This is a genomic window from Shewanella salipaludis, assembly GCF_012911865.1.
GTDB classification, from domain to species: Bacteria; Pseudomonadota; Gammaproteobacteria; order Enterobacterales; family Shewanellaceae; genus Shewanella; species Shewanella salipaludis.
This window is the reverse complement of sequence record NZ_JAAXYH010000001.1, coordinates 48,437-68,051: the sequence shown is the minus strand read 5'-3', so window position 1 is coordinate 68,051 and position 19,615 is coordinate 48,437. Positions and strand designations below refer to the sequence as shown.

General features: G+C 54.0%; 12 protein-coding genes. 8 read left to right on the top strand and 4 right to left on the bottom strand.

Annotation, left to right across the window (positions count from 1 at the left end):
- Positions 1-6 precede the first annotated feature (6 nt).
- Genes sdhA through sdhC form a run of 3 tightly spaced genes read right to left on the bottom strand, consistent with a single transcriptional unit; the run spans position 7 to position 2,510 of the window.
- Positions 7-1,773 carry a succinate dehydrogenase flavoprotein subunit gene (gene sdhA / locus HC757_RS00230; protein ID WP_169562262.1) on the bottom strand — a complete coding sequence of 589 codons (1,767 nt, stop codon included), beginning with the start codon at positions 1,771-1,773 and terminating at the stop codon, positions 7-9.
- Positions 1,774-2,121 carry a succinate dehydrogenase, hydrophobic membrane anchor protein gene (sdhD, locus tag HC757_RS00225; protein ID WP_169562261.1) on the bottom strand — a complete coding sequence of 116 codons (348 nt, stop codon included), beginning with the start codon at positions 2,119-2,121 and terminating at the stop codon, positions 1,774-1,776.
- Entirely contained in the window at positions 2,115-2,510 is a 396-nt protein-coding gene (sdhC, locus tag HC757_RS00220) for a succinate dehydrogenase, cytochrome b556 subunit (protein ID WP_169562260.1), read from the bottom strand. The genes sdhD and sdhC overlap by 7 nt, the downstream gene beginning before the upstream one ends.
- Before the next feature lie 412 nt (positions 2,511-2,922).
- On the opposite strand from sdhC, the gene HC757_RS00215 reads away from it, so the two are divergent.
- The 8 genes from HC757_RS00215 (at position 2,923) to HC757_RS00180 (ending at position 17,489) form a co-directional block, all read left to right on the top strand.
- Positions 2,923-4,209: a citrate synthase gene (locus tag HC757_RS00215; RefSeq protein WP_169562259.1), complete on the top strand. Its 1,287-nt coding sequence runs from the start codon at positions 2,923-2,925 to the stop codon at positions 4,207-4,209.
- A 321-nt stretch (positions 4,210-4,530) separates the two neighbouring features.
- On the top strand, positions 4,531-5,595 hold the full coding sequence (locus tag HC757_RS00210; protein WP_169562258.1) for an efflux RND transporter periplasmic adaptor subunit: 1,065 nt from the start codon (positions 4,531-4,533) through the stop codon (positions 5,593-5,595).
- A gap of 13 nt (positions 5,596-5,608) precedes the next feature.
- On the top strand, positions 5,609-8,884 hold the full coding sequence (locus HC757_RS00205) for an efflux RND transporter permease subunit (protein WP_169562257.1): 3,276 nt from the start codon (positions 5,609-5,611) through the stop codon (positions 8,882-8,884).
- A complete protein-coding gene (locus HC757_RS00200; protein ID WP_169562256.1) occupies positions 8,881-11,925 on the top strand; it encodes an efflux RND transporter permease subunit in 3,045 nt (1,014 codons plus the stop codon). Before HC757_RS00205 ends, HC757_RS00200 begins: the two co-directional genes overlap by 4 nt.
- A 123-nt stretch (positions 11,926-12,048) precedes the next feature.
- Positions 12,049-12,945 (top strand): MBL fold metallo-hydrolase, encoded by an 897-nt coding sequence (locus HC757_RS00195; RefSeq protein ID WP_169562255.1) that lies wholly within the window; start codon positions 12,049-12,051, stop codon positions 12,943-12,945.
- A gap of 269 nt (positions 12,946-13,214) precedes the next feature.
- On the top strand, positions 13,215-14,573 hold the full coding sequence (locus tag HC757_RS00190) for a sigma-54 dependent transcriptional regulator (protein ID WP_169562254.1): 1,359 nt from the start codon (positions 13,215-13,217) through the stop codon (positions 14,571-14,573).
- A gap of 149 nt (positions 14,574-14,722) precedes the next feature.
- Complete coding sequence (locus HC757_RS00185; protein WP_169562253.1) at positions 14,723-15,535, top strand: thioredoxin domain-containing protein; 813 nt, start codon at positions 14,723-14,725, stop codon at positions 15,533-15,535.
- A gap of 313 nt (positions 15,536-15,848) precedes the next feature.
- On the top strand, positions 15,849-17,489 hold the full coding sequence (locus tag HC757_RS00180) for a DUF11 domain-containing protein (RefSeq protein ID WP_169562252.1): 1,641 nt from the start codon (positions 15,849-15,851) through the stop codon (positions 17,487-17,489).
- 92 nt (positions 17,490-17,581) lie between these two features.
- On the opposite strand, the gene HC757_RS00175 is transcribed toward HC757_RS00180, so the two are convergent.
- On the bottom strand, positions 17,582-19,213 hold the full coding sequence (locus HC757_RS00175; RefSeq protein WP_211164210.1) for an Ig-like domain-containing protein: 1,632 nt from the start codon (positions 19,211-19,213) through the stop codon (positions 17,582-17,584).
- Positions 19,214-19,615: the final 402 nt, after the last annotated feature.

The following is a 19,615-nucleotide window of genomic DNA, read 5'->3' as shown; positions in this document are numbered from 1 at the left end:
CATTCCTTAGTAGGTACGTTTCTTCGGCGGGAAGGCTTCACGTAACTTAGGCGTCATGTTCACTTCACGACGATCCATGGTCTCGGTCACAGGGTCAAACAGGCTGTGACATAACCAGTTATCGTCATCACGCTCGAGGAAATCTTCACGTGAGTGCGCACCACGACTCTCGGTACGGAAGTTAGCCGCATAAGCTGTGGCAATCGCCGTCGCCATCAGGTTGTCCAGCTCCAGACATTCGATACGCTGGGTATTGAATTCACGGGAGTTATCAGACAGCTTGGCATTGGCAAGACGCTCGCGGATCGCTTTGAGCTGTTCCAGACCTTCGGCCATGGCATCGCCACGACGGAATACCGAGAAGTTCAGCTGCATGCACAACTGCAAGTCTTTACGTATTTGCACCGGATCTTCGCCGTCTTTATTGCTTTCCCAACGGTTCAGACGCGCCAGAGAGGCTTGGATATCGGCTTCGGTAGCCGCCTTGGGATCGACAGTCGCATCCAGGGCTTTGCCCAGATGTTGACCCGCAGCGCGACCGAAGACCACCAAGTCGAGCAGTGAGTTACCGCCCAGACGGTTGGCACCGTGTACTGAGACACAGGCGATTTCGCCAACGGCAAACAGACCTACCACTTCTTGCTCTGTGCCATCGTCATTCTTGCGAATCACCTGACCGCTGACCTTAGTCGGCAGACCGCCCATCATGTAGTGACAGGTTGGCAGCACTGGGATTGGACCATCGGCCGGATCTATGTGGGCGAAAGTACGCGACAGTTCGCACACCCCAGGCAGACGCTCTTCGAGAGTCTCTTTGCCCAAGTGATCCAATTTCAGCAGCAAGTGCGGGCCTAATGGGCCGTCACAACCACGGCCTTCACGAATTTCGGTCATCATGGAACGTGCTACCACGTCGCGTGAGGCCAAGTCTTTCGCGTTAGGGGCATAACGCTCCATGAAACGTTCGCCGTCTTTGTTCAGCAGATAACCGCCTTCACCACGACAACCTTCGGTGACCAACACACCCGCACCGGCGATGCCTGTTGGGTGGAACTGCCACATTTCCATGTCCTGCATCTGCACACCGGCACGCATTGCCATACCGACACCGTCACCGGTGTTGATGTGGGCGTTGGTGGTCGAGGCATAGATACGCCCTGCTCCGCCCGTTGCCAGAATCGTTGCCTTGGCCTTGAAATACACTATTTCGCCGGTTTCGATTTCGATCGCGGTACAACCTACAATGGCGCCATCTTCGTTCTTCACCAGATCCAGTGCATACCACTCGGAATACACTTCGGTCTTGTGCTTAACGTTTTGCTGATACAAGCAATGCAACAAGGCATGGCCGGTACGGTCGGCCGCAGCCGCGGTACGTGCCGCTTGCTCGCCGCCGAAATTCTTCGACTGGCCACCGAAAGGACGCTGATAGATGGTGCCGTTTTCGAAACGCGAAAAGGGCAGACCCATATGCTCGAGTTCGATAACAGCTTCAGGACCGGTTTGACACATGAATTCGATCGCTTCCTGGTCACCGATAAAATCGGAACCTTTCACCGTGTCGTACATGTGTTGTTCCCAATGATCTTCATGGGCGTTACCTAAGGCTACGGTAATACCACCCTGGGCAGATACGGTATGAGAACGGGTCGGGAATACTTTAGATAACAGCGCGCAGCTCTTACCTTCTTTGGAGATTTGCAGTGCTGCACGCATACCGGCGCCGCCGGCACCTATGACTACAGCATCAAATTCACGTACTGGAATACTCACTTAGACACCCCACACTATGACTATGCCAGCCGCCAGGTAACTAAAGGCAGTGATGACAAAGATAAACTGTAAAACACCCCGTAACGCAGTACATTTAATGTAATCCGTCAGGACTTGCCAAACACCGATCCAGGCATGGATCAGCAAGGCAAACAGGGCCAGGAGTGTGAACACTTTCATCGGCAGTGTGCTGAACAGACCATGCCAAACGTCAAAAGTGAGAGGAGAACTAAGGGCAATAAAGCCAACCAGAAATATAGAATAACAGGCCAGAATTACCGCGCTTGCGCGTATAAGAATATAGTCATGGACACCGCTGCGTCCAAAACTCGCTGCATTGGTTACCATACCCAGATCCCCGCTACGATTGAAAAGGCTACCGTCAGCACAAATAAGCCTTTGGCTGATGCGGTACCCGAAGCCAACTCTTCCCAACGACCCGAATCCATCACTAAATGGCGTATACCACCCAGCAGATGATAACCCAGAGCGGTCAGAATGCCCCAGACGATGAACTTCACGACGAAGCTATCGAACAGTGCTTGTACGCCAGCGAAACTCTCAGCTGATGCTAAAGACGAATTTAGCAACCAAATGAGAATGCCAACAGCGAACAGCATGATGACACCGGAGATACGGTGAAGAATTGACGCAATCGCTGGTGCAGGCATGCGAATGGTTTGCAGATCTAAATGGACAGGTCTTTGCTTTTTCACGTTCTGCTCACTCAGCTCCATTGAGCATTTTTTTTGTTATGTGAACCGCTTTTGGTCAAACTTTGAACTGTGAGCCAGCTCACAGCTAATGTCATTGCAAAAGCAAAGTTTAAACAAACAGTTAACCCTTTGAGAACACACCAGTTTCATAGCAAAAACTGTCTGTCTAAAGGGTGATGTTTGCGGCCCTCTGTGGGCGGGAGCAAGTATACTCGCGGCAAATGTCAAATACAAACCTCACATTATGCAAATTCTCTTTTTTTGCGATTTTTTTGCCTTAAGTGTCAGCGCCAACAGGCAATAGCGGGGTTTGTATACCTTGGTCTAACAAATTTAAACGCTTATTTGAATTGAAATCTTATGCACAATCGCTGTAAAGTAATGCCCTTTGACATGCCGCACTCACATAAGAAAGAAGTAAGGAGAACGGGGTATGGCTGACTTAAAAGCCAAATTAGAACTACCAGGAAACGACTCGATTGAGTTGCCAATCAAGCAGGGCACTGCCGGATTTGACGTCATCGACATAAGCAAACTCGGAAAGAAAGGCTATTTCACCTTCGATCCAGGTTTCCTCGCGACTGCATCATGTGAATCTGCGATCACTTACATAGATGGTGATCAAGGTGTGTTGCTGCATCGCGGTTATCCGATCGATCAGCTGGCCGTCGATTCAGATTACTTAGACTTATGCTACCTGTTGCTGTACGGCGAACTGCCGACGAAAGCTCAGTATGCTGAGTTCGTGCACACTGTGAAGACTCACACCATGGTGAACGAGCAGTTAGCCTTCTTCTTCAGAGGCTTCCGCCGTGACGCTCACCCTATGGCCATGCTATGTGGTGTGACCGGCGCCCTGTCGGCTTTCTATCAGGACTCGTTAGACGTGAACGATGCCCGCCATCGTGAGATCGCCGCCTATCGCTTAGTCTCCAAGATGCCGACCATAGCGGCCATGTGCTACAAGTACTCCAGCGGCCAGCCATTCGTGTACCCACGCAATGATCTGAGCTATGCCGGAAACTTCCTCAGCATGATGTTTGCCGTGCCGTGTGAAGAATATAAGGTCAATCCTATCGTCGAACGTGCGATGGACAGGATCTTCATTCTGCATGCAGATCATGAGCAAAACGCGTCCACTTCCACGGTGCGACTGGCGGGTTCATCGGGTGCCAATCCGTTTGCCTGTATCGCTGCCGGTATCGCTTCTCTCTGGGGTCCTGCCCATGGCGGCGCCAACGAAGCCTGCCTGCAAATGCTGGAAGAAATCGGCAGTGTCGAGCGTATTCCCGAGTTTATCGAACGCGCCAAAGACAAGAATGATCCATTCCGTCTGATGGGCTTCGGTCACAGGGTATACAAGAACTTCGACCCACGTGCCAAGGTGATGCGTGAAACCTGTCATGAAGTGCTGGCAGAGTTGAAAGTCGTAGATCCATTATTGGATGTGGCGATGGAGCTTGAGCGTATCGCGCTCGAAGATGAGTACTTCATCTCCAAGAAGCTGTATCCCAACGTCGACTTCTACTCAGGCATCATAATGAAGGCCATCGGCATCCCAACCAGTATGTTCACCGTACTGTTTGCGCTGGCGCGTACCGTCGGCTGGATTGCCCACTGGAAAGAAATGCTGGATCAGCCTGGTCATAAGATCAGCCGTCCTCGTCAGTTGTACACAGGCGAAACCACCCGTGACTTCGTATCACGGGATAAGCGCTGATAGCCTGCTGAACCAAGAAAAGACGCCCCTGGGCGTCTTTTTTTTCCCTATTATCCGGTCACTCTCTTCAAGTCACCTCCTCCAAGCAACTGTATCCAAGCGCTCTGGCTGCCCCTCGCTGCAAGAATGCCGGAAAACTAGCTTACATTTTTTAAGTTAGTTAAATTCATCATTAGATAAACTTTTTCGCTACAATATGCGAAACCTTGGTTAACACCCTGAGGTAAAACAAAGCTATACCTTTGTAACCTAAAGGATTTTAATATTGGCACACTCTGTGCTTATGAAGTTTATTGCCACATCCAACACAGGTAAACTTACATGGACAAGTTACAAGAACTCAAAATTGCCCTGCCACTACTCTTGGTCTCATTGCTCGGAGCCTGCAGCCAAGAGCCTGAAGCCAAAGAGGAAGATAAGTACGCCGTCCCCATTGAAACCACTGTCGTGTCGCAGGGGAATGTTTCTTCCTTTTACAGCACTACGGCCACACTGGAAGCGCCCCAGGAAGCCAAGGTCGTCAGTCGCATCGCCGGCCTGCTCCAGAGCATAGCCGTCGAAGAAGGCGACAGAGTCAGGAAAGGCCAGGTACTGGCCGTCATAGACGCCAAGCGCCAGAAATATGATCTGGACCGCTCCGAAGCCGAAGTCAAGATCATCGAACAGGAGCTCAACCGCCTGAAGAAGATGAGCAACAAGGAATTCATCAGCGCCGATGCCATGTCCAAGCTCGAATACAACCTGCAGGCCGCGATAGCCAAGCGCGATCTCGCCGCGCTGCAGGTGCAGGAGAGTCATGTCACCTCCCCCATAGACGGTGTCATCGCCAAACGCTACGTGAAGACGGGCAACATGGCCCAGGAGTTCGAAGAACTGTTCTACGTGGTCAATCAGGATGAACTCCATGGCATAGTGCATCTGCCGGAGCAACAACTGCAGAGCCTGCGCTTAGGCCAGGATGCCCAAGTCTACACGGGTAAACAGCATGGCCTGGCCATCGCCGCCAAGGTCCTGCGCATCAGCCCGATTGTCGATGCCCAGAGTGGTACCTTCAAGGTCACATTGGCCGTGCCCAACCAAGATTCCAGCCTCAAGGCCGGCATGTTTACCCGGGTCGAACTCAGGTATGACACTCATAAGAATGTGATCACAGTCCCCTATAATGCCCTGATAAACCAAGACAATAAGTTAGCCCTCTATGTCATCAATGGCACCAATGCCAGCCGTCGCGAGGTACAACTGGGTTACCGTGAAGGCGACACAGTCGAGATAGTCTCGGGGGTAGAGCCGGGAGAGCAGATAGTGATCCGCGGTCATCAAAACCTCAAAGACCAATCTCTGGTCGAAGTGATCACGCCGCTCGACTTAGCCTCAGCCCAGAAGTAACGGAGCCAGCCTTATGTCTTTAATCAGCACATCCGTGAAACGGCCGGTGACAGTGTGGATGTTCATGCTGGCCATCATCTTGTTCGGCATGGTCGGTTTCTCCCGCCTTGCGGTGAAACTCCTGCCGGACCTGAGCTACCCCACACTGACGATCCGCACCTCCTATGAAGGCGCCGCGCCGGTCGAAGTGGAACAACTCATTTCCAAACCCGTCGAAGAAGCCGTCGGCGTGGTCAAGGGACTGCGTAAGATCTCGTCGATTTCCCGCTCCGGCATGTCGGATGTGGTGCTGGAATTCGAATGGGGCACCAACATGGACATGGCGAGCCTGGAGGTCCGTGAGAAATTGGATACCATAGCCCTGCCGTTGGACATCAAGAAGCCCCTGCTGCTGCGCTTCAACCCCAATCTGGATCCCATCATGCGTCTGGCGCTTTCCGTGCCCGATGCCAGCGAACCCCAGCTGAAGCAGATGCGTACCTATGCGGAAGAGGAGCTCAAACGTCGCCTCGAGGCCCTTTCCGGAGTCGCGGCAGTCAGGCTGTCCGGAGGCCTGGAGCAGGAAGTCCATATCCAGCTCAATCAGGATAAACTGGCCCAGCTGAACCTCAATGCCGACCTGATCAAGACGCGTATTGCCGAAGAAAATATCAACTTGTCCGCCGGTAAGGTCATTCAGGGCGACAAGGAATACTTGGTGCGTACCCTGAACCAATTCAGCTCATTGCAGGAACTGGGACAGGTCATAGTCTATCGCGATGGCCAGACCCTGGTCAGGCTGTTCGAAGTCGCCGAGATCACCGATGCCTATAAGGAGCGCAGCGATGTGACCCGTATCGGCAGCCAGGAGTCCATAGAACTGGCCATCTACAAGGAAGGTGACGCCAATACTGTGGCCGTGGCCAATAAGCTGCGGGATGAGCTCGTCAAAATCAATCAAGATCCGGCGGTATCTGAACTTAAGGTCATCTATGATCAATCTGAGTTTATCGAGAGCGCCGTCAGTGAAGTCACCTCCTCGGCGCTCATCGGCAGCCTCTTGTCCATGCTGGTGATCTATCTCTTCCTGCGTGACATCATTCCGACCCTGATCATCTCCATTTCGATCCCCTTTTCTGTCATCGCCACCTTCAACATGATGTATTTTTCCGGCATCAGCCTGAATATCATGTCCCTGGGCGGCATAGCGCTGGCGGTTGGCCTCTTGGTGGATAACGCCATAGTCGTGTTGGAAAACATCGACAGGTGCCGCAGCGAGGGCATGAGCAAGAAAGACGCTGCGGTAACAGGTACCAAGGAAGTAGCCGGGGCCATTTTCGCCTCCACCTTGACCACACTGGCGGTGTTCGTGCCGCTGGTATTTGTCGACGGCATCGCCGGTGCCCTGTTCTCGGATCAGGCGCTGACAGTGACCTTCGCCCTGCTGGCCTCCTTGCTGGTCGCGCTGACCTCTATTCCCATGTTGGCCTCCAGAGAAGGCTTCAACCTGCTGCCCCCCCTCCTGGCCAAGGCCCCCAAGGCAATGCCCCAGACCCGAATGGCTAAACTGAAACATTATAGCGCCACGGTATTTTCTTTCCCCATACTGCTGCTGTTCAGCTATTTGCCCAATGCGCTCTTGACCCTGACACTGCTGCTCGGTCGCCTGCTCTCCTGGTTAAGCGGCCTGCTGATGCGCCCCCTAAGCAGTGCCTTCAACGCCGTTTATCACGGCCTGGAGCGCCTCTACCACAAGTTGTTGGCGGTGGCGCTGCGCCGGCAGAAACTCACCCTGAGCCTGGCCATCGCCGTCACTCTGGGGGCCATAGCCCTGCTGCCGCGGCTCGGAATGGAACTGATCCCGCCGATGAATCAAGGCGAGTTCTATGTGGAAATTCTGCTGCCACCCGGCACAGAAGTCACAGTCACGGACAGGGTATTGCAACAGTTGGCCTTGTCTATTAAGGACAGAAGCGACGTCAAGCACGCCTATAGCCAGGCGGGCAGCGGCGGCTTGATGACCTCTGACACCAGCAGAGGCGGCGAGAACTGGGGCAGATTGCAGGTGGTGCTGGCCGACCATCAGGCCTTCGACGCCGTCAGCCAGGTGCTGCGCACTACCGCCAAGCGCATTCCCGAACTCGAAGCCAAGATAGAACATCCCGAGTTATTCAGTTTCAAGACGCCACTGGAAATCGAGCTCTCGGGCTATGATCTGGCCCAGCTCAAGCACAGTGCCGATGCCTTGGTCTCGGCCTTGTCCGAGTCGGATAGATTTGCCGATGTGAACACCAGCCTGCGCGACGGCCAGCCTGAACTGAGCATACGCTTCGATCACGCCCGTCTCGCGGCACTCGGCATGGATGCGCCCACCGTGGCCGGGCGTATCGCCCAGCGTATCGGTGGCACGGTCGCCAGCCAGTACACAGTCAAAGATCGCAAGGTCGACATCCTGGTGCGCAGCGAACTGGAGGAAAGGGATCAGGTCAGCGACATAGACGCCATGATCATCAACCCCAACAGCACCCAGCCCATCCCCCTGAGCGCCGTTGCCGATGTCAGCCTGCAACTGGGTCCTTCGGCAATCAACCGCATCAGCCAACAGCGGGTCGCCATAGTCTCGGCCAATTTGGCCCACGGCGATCTCAGCGACGCCGTCATCCAGGCCAGGCAGATACTGGCCCAGCAGCGCCTGCCAACCTCGGTACAGGCACGTTTCGGCGGTCAGAATGAAGAGATGGAGCATTCGTTTCAGTCGCTGAAAATCGCGCTGATACTGGCTGTATTCCTCGTCTACCTGGTGATGGCGAGCCAGTTCGAGTCACTGTTGCACCCACTGCTGATCCTGATAGCCGTGCCCATGGCCGTCGGCGGCAGTGTGCTCGGGCTATTTATCACCCAAACCCACCTGAGCGTGGTGGTGTTCATAGGTCTCATCATGCTGGCGGGGATAGTGGTCAACAACGCCATAGTCCTGGTTGACAGGATCAACCAGCTGCGCGCCGAGGGGGTCATGAAACTCGACGCCATCAGCCAGGCGGCCCACACCCGACTGCGACCCATCATGATGACGACGCTGACCACGACCCTGGGGCTGTTACCCATGGCATTGGGCCTGGGCGACGGTGCGGAAGTTCGCGCCCCCATGGCCATCACAGTGATCTTCGGCCTGAGTTTCTCGACCCTGCTGACCCTGGTGGTACTGCCCGTGTTATACGCCTTATTTGATCGTAAGCAGTACGCTCGCAAAGACGATAGCGTCCAGGCATCCTCCGCTGACCTGGCTGACGCCACAGGGAGCGCGCTATGAACCTGACCCGTTTGGCGATTAAACGCCCTGTGACCACCAGCATGTTTTTTGTCGCCATACTCCTGTTCGGCCTGGCGGCCAGCCGCCTACTGCCACTGGAGATGCTGCCCGGGATCGACATACCTCAGATCATGGTACAAGTCCCCTACAAGGGTTCGACCCCTGCCGAGGTCGAGCGTGACATCACCAAGGTGCTGGAAGAATCACTGGCAACCATGGGCGGCATAGACGAGCTGAAATCCAAGTCGAGCCAGGACGGTGCCGAGATCCAGCTCAACATGAAATGGGGCGAGAATGTCGCCACCAAGAGCCTGGAGGCCAGGGAGAAGATAGATGCCGTTAGGCACCTGTTGCCCAAGGATGTCGAGCGCGTGCTGATCATGCAATTCAGCACCGCCGACATGCCGATTCTGACCATACGTATCTCCAGCGAGCGGGAGCTCTCGGGCGCCTTCGATCTGCTCGACAAGCAGCTCAAGCGGCCGCTGGAAAGGGTCGAAGGGGTCTCCAAGGTAACCCTCTACGGCGTAGAACAAAAGCAGATAGAAATACGCCTGGATGCCGACAAATTGGCGGCCAGCGGCTTGTCGGCCGCGGATATACAGCAACGCTTGGCCGGGGAAAACTTCGTGGTCAGCGCCGGCACCCTGAGGGCCGATGCCACCGTCTACCAGGTCTCACCCAAGGGGGAGTTTCGCAGTCTGGAAGACATCACCGCCCTGGTGCTGATCCCGGGGATCACCCTGGGTGACATAGCCAGGGTCCAGTATGCCCTGCCGGAACGCATCGAAGGCCGTCATCTGGATCAAAAATATGCCGTGGGTCTGGATGTCTTCAAGGAGTCAGGTGCCAATCTGGTCGAAGTATCCGACAGGGTGAATAAGCTGATAGAGCAGATAAAACAAGATCAGCAATTCCAGGGGATCAAGCTGTTTATCATGGAAGATCAGGCCCATGGGGTCAAATCTTCACTCAAGGATCTGCTGTTTTCCGGTCTCATAGGTGCCCTGCTGTCGTTCGCCGTGCTCTATCTGTTCCTGCGTAACTTCAAGATGACCCTGATAGTAGTGTCATCCGTCCCCATCTCCATCTGCATGACGCTGGCGGGCATGTATTTCCTCGGTTACAGCCTGAATATCCTCTCCATGATGGGGCTGCTGCTCGCCATCGGCATGTTGATCGATAATGCCGTGGTGGTGACCGAGAGTGTCTTGCAGGAGAAACAAGGCCACACAGGCAACGGCGAGGATGCCGTGCTCACAGGGGTGGATAAAGTCGCCCTGGCGGTGTTGGCGGGTACCCTGACCACGGCCATAGTGTTCCTGCCCAATATCGTCGGCGTCAAGGTGGAGCTGACCATCTTCCTCGAGCACGTGGCCATTGCCATCTGCATCTCGCTGGCCGCCTCCCTGCTGGTTGCCAAGACATTGCTGCCGTTGATGCTGACCAAGTTCCACTTCAAGATCGTCCCGCAGACCAAGGCGAGCAGGCTGGAACATTTCTACCATGTCAGCCTGGACTGGATCCTGGCGCGGCCCTGGCGCAGCGGTGCCATCGCCGTCCTGATCCTGGCCTCGACCGGCATCCCGCTGAAGTTTGTACAAAAAGATCAACAGGACAGCCAGAGTAAGGAGCGGATCTACATCAATTACAATGTCGAGGGACGCCACAGCCTCGAGGTCACTCAGGCCATGATCAATAAGATGGAAGACTATCTCTACGGCAACAAGGAGAAGTTCCACATCGACTCTGTCTACAGTTACTACTCGCCCGACAGCGGTCAATCGACCCTGTTGTTGCAGAAGGATATAGAGATAGATCTGGCCGAGCTGAAAAAATCCATTCGCGAGGGTTTTCCCAAGTTTTCCATCGCCAAGCCACAGATAGGTTGGGGAAATGAAAACCAGGGAATCAGAGTCACCCTCACAGGACGCTCGACCACGGAACTCATCCGCCTGAGCGAGCAAGTGATCCCCCTGCTGGCAAACATTACAGGCCTGGAGGATGTCCGCTCCGAGATCAGTGGCGCCCAGCAGGAAGTGATAGTGCGTATCGACCGGCAGATGGCCGCCAGGCTGGATCTTAAACTGGATCAGGTCGCCTCGGCCATCTCCATGGCACTGCGCGGCTCGCCGCTGCGCTCCTTCCGCCACGATCCCAATGGCGAGTTGCGGATAGAACTGGCCTACGACAAACGTTGGCAGGCATCGCTGGAACGGCTCAAGCAGCTGCCGCTGGCACGCATAGGCGACCGGGTCTATACCCTGGACAACCTGGCCGATATCTCGATAACCCCGCGCTTCGATACCATAAGGCATTACAATCGCCAGACCTCGCTCTCCATAGGGGCTAACCTGGAAAATCTCACCACGGAAGAGGCGCAAAAGCACATCAAGCAGGTGATGGCTGCGGTCAACTTCCCCCAGGGTTACGACTATTCGCTGCGGGGCGGTTTCCAGCGCCAGGATGAAGATCAAGCCGTGATGGCAACCAATATGATCTTGGCAATCGCCATGATCTACATAGTCATGGCCGCCTTGTTCGAATCCTTGTTGCTGCCGACGGCCATCATCACCTCGATACTCTTCTCGATAACCGGGGTTTTCTGGGCACTGCTGCTGACAGGTACGCCCGTGTCTGTGATGGCCATGATAGGCATATTGATCCTGATGGGCATAGTGGTCAACAACGGCATAGTGCTGGTGGATCAGATCAATCAGATGTCGCCGCCACTCGAGACCCTCTCCAAGACCATAAGCACTGTGTGTATCACGCGTTTGCGGCCCGTGCTGATGACGGTCGGCACCACGGTACTCGGCTTGGTGCCCCTGGCCATGGGCGATACCCAGATAGGTGGCGGCGGTCCTCCCTACTCCCCTATGGCGATAGCCATCATAGGGGGCCTGACCTTCTCTACTGTCACCAGTTTGTATCTGGTGCCCCTGTGCTACCAGAGCCTATACCGCATGCGCCATGGCGCCGCTATCGCCCTGGGTCAGGCCGATAACAGAGCCCGCCGCTGGCTGCCATGGACCCAATGATGTCCGGACGATGTCCGGATGATGTTCAGGAATAAAAAAGGCTGCTCATGCAGCTTTTTTTATGCCACATTTCGAACTAAATTAAGCTGATACCACAATCATCAATCTCTCTGAGGTCTTCCAATGCACAGTGTCATTCGTCTCTTCACCTTCCCCCCAGGCCGCTTCTTGCGCTTGTCCAGTCTCTGTCTTCCCCTCTGCGTCAGCCTGAACCTGCACGCCGCCGACGACAGTTTTGCCAAGGTTGAGATCAAGGCGACCAGGCTCACAGACACAAGTTATCTGTTCATAGGTGCCGGCGGCAACATAGGCGTCAGTGCCGGCAAAGACGGGATACTCATCATAGACGATCAGTTTGCCCCTCTGGCCGACAAGATAAGTCGCGCTCTGGCCAACATCCAACCCGGCGCCCCCAGGTATGTGATAAACACCCACTATCATGGGGATCATACGGGGGGCAATGGCCATTTTGGGCAACAGGCCACCATCATGGCTCACCACAATGTGCTCAAACGTCTGGCCGCCGACAATAAGCTGCCGGCCTCGGCTCTGCCCGTCATCACCTATGATCAACACATCGGTGTGCATTTCAACGGCGATACCCTGCAGGTCATGTATTTGGGCCCCGGCCACACGGATGGTGACAGCATAGTGTTGTGGGATGACAAAAGCCTGGTGCACATGGGGGATCTGTTTTTCAAGGATAGATTTCCCTACATAGATCTCGATGCCGGCGGCTCTGTTGGCGGTTATCGGGATAATGTCGCTCAGGTGTTAACACTGCTAAGTGACACGACCCAAGTGATCCCCGGGCATGGCGAGCTTGCCACCAAAGCCGATCTGCAGCGCTTCAAGCTCATGCTCGATGAAAGCATTGCCTGGATGCAACAACAATTGCAAGCGGGTCAGAGTCTTACCCAGCTAAAGGCCCAAGGCATACCCGCTCCCTGGAAGGACTGGGGCTGGCAATTTGTCTCTGAAGAGCAGTGGATTGAGACCCTGTACCAGGGCTTGCAATAAGGGCTTGCAATAAGCGCTGGCGCTAGACCTTGCGCTAGACCTTGCAATAGGCCTTGAGTCGCAGGGAACAACGACTATGCGCTGCAGAGACGACTGGTGTCCATTCCCCTGCAGCGTCTGCCACCCCTGGCTCGGATGGACTGGCTTGCTGAGCTTTAAAGCATGCATCATACGCCGGTCCGGCTTGAGAGATCCCACCCTGTCTCCTAGAATTAGGACATTCAAATAACATCACTCATGGATGATTGTTTATTCTATTTAGGTGTCTCATGACCAAGAGTGCTAAGAAATCATGTCGGCCCCGTTACTTGCTCATATTGGAACTGGGGCAACAAATAACAGACATAGCCTCCGAACTTGCTCATCATAACTGGCATTGCCTCACTGCAACCAGTGTCGACTGTGCCATGACATTGGCAAAACAATACCCAATCCATGTTGCCATTGCCCAGCTCACCCCGACATGCCAGACACAGGTATTTTCGACCATCACCCGCCTCAAGCATGCAGGTCACACAATGCAATGGGTCGCCATTACTTCGACCCCCTGTAACAACACAACCAAATTTCGCCATTCGTTGCCCGAATATTTCATCGATTATCATCATCTGCCACTCGACTGGCATAGGCTGGACCACACCTTGGGTCACGCCAATGGTATGGCAGAACTCATGCCGCCGACGGGCAACAGCAGCATCACGGCGGCAACCCTGCCACCGCTATTGGGCAAGGGCAAACTGATCCGCGATTTGAATGCCAAGATCGAACGCGTAGCCTATGTCGATAACACTATCTTGCTCAGCGGTGAAACCGGAACGGGTAAGGGCCTGTGCGCCAGATGGATCCATGCCTTGTCTGCCCGCCACGCCGGTCCCATGATCTCGGTTAACTGCGGCGCCCTGCCCCCCAGCCTGATCCATTCGGCGCTGTTCGGTCACGAGAAAGGGGCCTTCACGGGTGCCGATCAGCGTTATCTCGGCCACATAGAGAGGGCCCACAAGGGGACCCTGTTTCTGGATGAGATCGCCGACTTGCCCATAGAGTTGCAGGTCAACCTGTTGCAGTTCATCGAAGACTGTACCATAGAGAGGATAGGTGGCAGCCAGCCGATAGAGGTCGATTGCCGCATCATTTTCGCGACCCATCAGAACCTGGAAACCGCCATAGAAGAAGGCCGATTTCGTGAAGATCTCTACCACAGGATCAATATCTTGCGGTTACACATGCCGAGCCTGAGAGAATACCAGGAAGACATAATGCTGCTGGCCAACATCATACTCAAAGAATGCACCCCGGCTGACGCCGAATTTCACTTCTCACCCTCGGCCATCCAGGCCATGCAAGCTTACGACTGGCCTGGCAATATCCGCGAAATGAAGAACCGTATTCAAAGAGCCGTGGTGATGTCGGACACTCCCCGCATCACTGAGAGCGCCCTGGGGATCGCCGGTCACAGCAAAGAATACTCGGGGGCCAATCTGGCCGAACAGCGCACAGTGATAGACACGGAAGTGTTGCTCAGGGCCATAGAGCGCAACAATCACAACATCTCGGCGGCCGCCAGAGAACTGAACATTTCACGGACCACCTTCTACCGCCTGGTAAGAAAATGCCATATCGACCTGTAAAAATGTCATATCAACTTCTAATCTTGTTCAGAGTATTAGCGCGCCTTTCTGACAAGCTCCCGGCCACCGCCAAGGAGCTGAAAAGTTTGCATACAACCTTTAGCCGCGTCACGGCACTATGACAGGTGCCGACGCCAAGGAGTGTCATCATGTCAATCAACCCCCTGAAGCCTGTCTTACTCGCGGCAGTCATGACGAGCGTCATAAGTTGCCAACCCCAGGACAGTGCCCGCCATCAGGAAGAGGCACAAAAAGAGCTGGCGTCACTCAAGCAGGATCTCAAGCAAGAAATAGCCCAGCTAAGACAGGAAGTGGCCAGCATAGGCGCACAAGTCAAGGAAATACACACAATAGCGACCGCCTCACAACAACCGCAATTCCGTAGCCTGCCCACCCAGTCCAACCTGGATAACGATGGCCAGCTGCCTTTCCTCGGAGAGGCCGAGGCTCAGGTCGCCATTCTGGAATTTTCAGATTTTCAATGCCCTTACTGTAAACGCTACATAGATAAGGCATTCTCCAAAATAAAGACCCAATACATAGACACGGGTAAAGTCAGATACCTGACCAGGCATTTTCCACTGAGCTTCCATCCCAAGGCCCAGGGGGCGGCGGTTGCCGCCAGCTGTGCCCAGCAACAACAAGCCTACTGGCCCATGCGGGAGACATTATTCGCCAACATCTCCAAGTTGGATGATGCCTTATACCAGCAAACCGCGACCAAGCTGACGCTGGACATGACACGTTTCAATGCCTGTCTCAAGGATGAGCAAATTGCCGATAAGATCGCCATGGATACCGCCTATGGCTCCAGCATAGGCATCCGCGGCACGCCGAGTTTTATCATAGGCAGAGTCGAGAACAATCGGCTGTTGGAGCCCAAACTTGTGGTCGGGGCCCAAAGCTATGAAACCTTCGCCACCCTACTTGATAATTTAATGGAGACGAAAGCCGCACAATAGCCACCTAGACCCTGCTCGAGTGGGATTCAGGCTATGCCGGCCCCACTCGAGCCCATGCGGGGCCCATCCGCCCGGCAGGCATTAGAGACAGCTTGTCCCCGGGCAACACCTGTTTCACTTTCGATACAACTTCCTATCTTTTAAATCAAAAAACACCGCAAAAAAACACTAAAGCACCAGTTTATCAAAGTGTTATACTTACGGCCCAACTCTTGCTTATCAGTTATCGTCATTTCCACCCTGCTATTGCATTTCTCACTGGCGCAATAACCGCCTCTCATTGCAATAGCACTCATTTACAATGGAGAAGGCTATGAAAATAACTGGTAAAAACTCACTACTGACAAAAAGTCCGGCGTTTATTCTGGGCCTGGCCATAGGGCTATTCGCCCCGACCACGCTCGCCGTTCATGATGAAGGTATTTTCGAACTCGAGGGCAACGCGATTCAAGACAGTGTCGCTCCGCCCTATGACTGGGAAACACTCTACAACGGAGGACTCAATAACGGCGGTAATACCACGGCATTTACTGGCATAGTCAACGATGAACCCAATGCCCAAGGCATAGATACCAGTATCTTCACCGGGGGACGCAAAGACATCCAACCCATAGCCCAGTGGGCACACAAGGCAGGTAGCTCACCCGATAAGGATGAGATCACCAATGCCTATGCCGCGGCATACAACAATGCTGCCGGTGATTTGCTCATTTATTTCGGCGCCGACCGGATTTCCAATAAGGGTGATGCCTTCATGGGCTTCTGGTTCTTTAAACAACACGTCGAAGCCAAGGGTGACGGCAGTTTTGAAGGTGAACACACCAACGGCGATGTGCTGGTGCTAACCAACTTCCCCCAAGCTTCCGGTGCCAGTCCCGAGATCCGCGTCGACATATGGGATGACTCTTGCAGTAAGGCAGCCAGCAACAACCCAGGTATCGGGGAATGTGACGCCGCCAACATAAGATTGTTACATAAGAGTAACGCCATCTGCGGTTCTGCGGCCGGCGATCTGGTCTGCGCCATCACCAATGATGAAGATGGTCCCTATGATCCAACGCCTTCACCTTGGCCCTATCAGTCAAAAAATGACAATACGGCCAATCAATTCCCCTATGAATCCATATTCGAAGGGGGTATCAACCTGACCCAACTCGTCGGTGGGGATAACTGCTTCAGCAGCTTCATGGCAGAGACTCGCTCATCGAGCGAGTTCACCGCCACCCTCAAAGACTTTGTCTTGCATGACTTCGATCTCTGCAGTGTCGATATCACCAAGGTCTGCAGCCAAGCCGAGGTTAATGCAACCGAAACGGGTTATGTCTATCAGTACGAGGGCAAGGTCATCAACGACGGCAGTGGTACCCTGTATAATGTTGTGGTCACAGATAGTGAGGCCGGCAACATGCATGCGCTCGGCACCATATTGTCAGGCGCTGAAGCCCCCTACAGCGGCAGCTTCGAAAGTTCCAGCAATGGGCTCAATAACAGTGTCACTGTGACTGCCTCAGGCAGCCCAACGGGTGCCTCCACCATCACAGACACAGCCGGAGATGAGTGTGAGCCTCTCAGCCTGTCGCCCATGATCTATGTCGATAAGGAGTGCAGCAGCAGCTTCGTACCCACAGCGAATGGCATCATAGCCGAGGTCAGCTTCAGCGGCCAGGTATGTAACACAACCACCCCTGGACTGACTCTGGTCAATGTCAGTGTCGTCGACGATTCGGGAACCCCTGGCGATCCTGGAGACGATGTTGCCGTATTGTCCGGCATCACACTCGGCCCTGACGCCTGTATGAATTACAGCGGCAGCTACATACCCAAAGATTTCGCTAACCCTATCAACCAAAACTTCCGCGACACAGTTTTGGCCAGTGGTCAGCTAAAACTTGACGGTTCATCGGCCAGCAACACAGCTTCTGCAGATTGCCCTATCTGCCCGAGCGGTAACTGAGCGCCTGCAACAGGAGATACCTTTCAGCACTAACGGTGCAAAACCAAAAAGGCCTGGCGATACCGCCAGGCCTTTCTTTTGGATAAATACGCTTAGCGGCGCTTGCCCTTACCGCTTCCGCCGGATGAAACCAGGCTTATCTGCACGGTCGCGCTGGCGCTGCTAACCCCATCAGACAGGGTATAACTGAAGCTGTCACTGGTCTTGAAGCTCTTGGCCGGCGTGTAACGTACACTGCCATCACTCAGGGTTTCAACACTGCCCTTGGCTGCGCCAGACGCTTGCACTGTCACCTGAGTACCAGCAGGGACTGTATCGTTACCCAGTACAGCTATGGTAACGGCCTGCTTGCTCGAAATAGTCACCAAATCATCATTCGCAGCCAAGCCTGAAGAGCCACCGGTCGAGGATGATGCCACTTGGTAAGTCAGGTTGATACTCCCTTTGACATTGGCATTAACAAGGGAGGCGGCAGTAACGGGAATGCTGTAGCTTCCAGCAGCGCTTGTGCTTGCGGAAGTCACCGACAGCTTGACTTGCTGAGTTTGTCCCGGGGCCAAATTCACTGTCACAGTGTTGGCCAACCAACCACTCAATACACTTGCCTTGACCGAGAAGTCACTGGCGGCGCACTCAGCTGAGTCACGATTTTCTATTTTAACACTGTATTGCAGGGTATCACCCGCCATTGCCGAGCCGGAGCCCACCACCGAAGAGACCACGGGAGCCGCAATCACACACTGGCTTGAGCCTGAACCCATCTGAACGCTGATGTCGGCGGTACTGCCATTGGCAGACTGCAGGCTGAAAGTCACTCCTGACTCAGTGTCAGTGAAAGTGTCACCTATCGCCATCGCCGGGTCTTCCCAGTCACTGAAACCAAAAAGTTGCTTGAATGTGGAGTTTGGCTTCAGGTGCAGTAAACGGCTGCTCTTCTGCTCACCTTCGGTTGCCAGACGCACCACCACACCTTCGGTCACATCCCCACGATAGGCTTGGTAAGAGCGATCCGCCAGGAAGCTATCATGACTCAAGGCCTGACGATACTCGATATAGAACCAACGCATCTTGCCGGTAACAGGGTCCGCACCACGGGGAATTTTCAATGCGACAGGCAAGCCATTATTTTGCTCGTAAGCCCCCAGGGTGAATAGGCCGTCTTGCTGTACCAGAGTCACCTTGGGCGCCGCAGAGGCAGACAACCAGCCGAGGCGCTCCTTCTGGAAGGTATTGAAGTAGCCCATATCATGGTTACCCATGGTGTCATAGCTGTCGCCATACTCCAGCACCCGACATTGATCGCCGAGAGTGACATCACCACAATCGAGCGCACTGGAATGAGACAAGCCTAAGTTATGCCCCAGTTCATGGGCCACGACTCTGGGAGCAAACTTACCATTGATAGACGCGCGCGAAGGCAGCCCAGAGGAAGTGCCTGAGCCCTCGGAGGAACAGGCTGTGCTGGTGGTCAGGTAAATATAACGATCATAGTTTGCGATTGGCACACCGGCATCCACCGCCAGGGTGTTAACCGCCTCTGCCACAGCAGCATCATTACACACTGTATTAGACAAGGGGACGGTGAAGAGACCGGCAACCTTTCCCGATAACCACAGCTGGCCATAGGAATTGGCACGATAGAAATCATTGACAGTACCAAAGACCAACGAATTCGCTTCTGCGCTGCTCAGCGGCGCTTCATTCGGGTTTTCTTGAAAGTTCACCAGGAACACCAAGGTTTTCTGTTCCCCTGTAACCGCGGCCTCAGCAGGAGACACCGCAAAGCCGAATGCAGAAAATGCCAACAGTGACATGGCTAAAGGTCTTAACACCTTTACCGCGGAAAAACCTGATGCCGCAACAACATTCATCATGTTCAAATTCGTTACCCCTAAACTATGTAAATAATCTTGCGTCTCGGTCCCGAAGGCCGAGTCAATTATTCTTAAACCCGCTTAACAACTTCACTCGGTCTAACCCAGGTGTTTACTGGCTTTGCGAGTAAAAACAGCCGGCATACTAGCAAAAGGGTTGGCGATATAACAACCAATAATTGATCATTTTTCGATCGTTTTGGGGTTGTTTTTTTGAATTTGTATCAGAATCAAGGATAAAGCCATAAAATG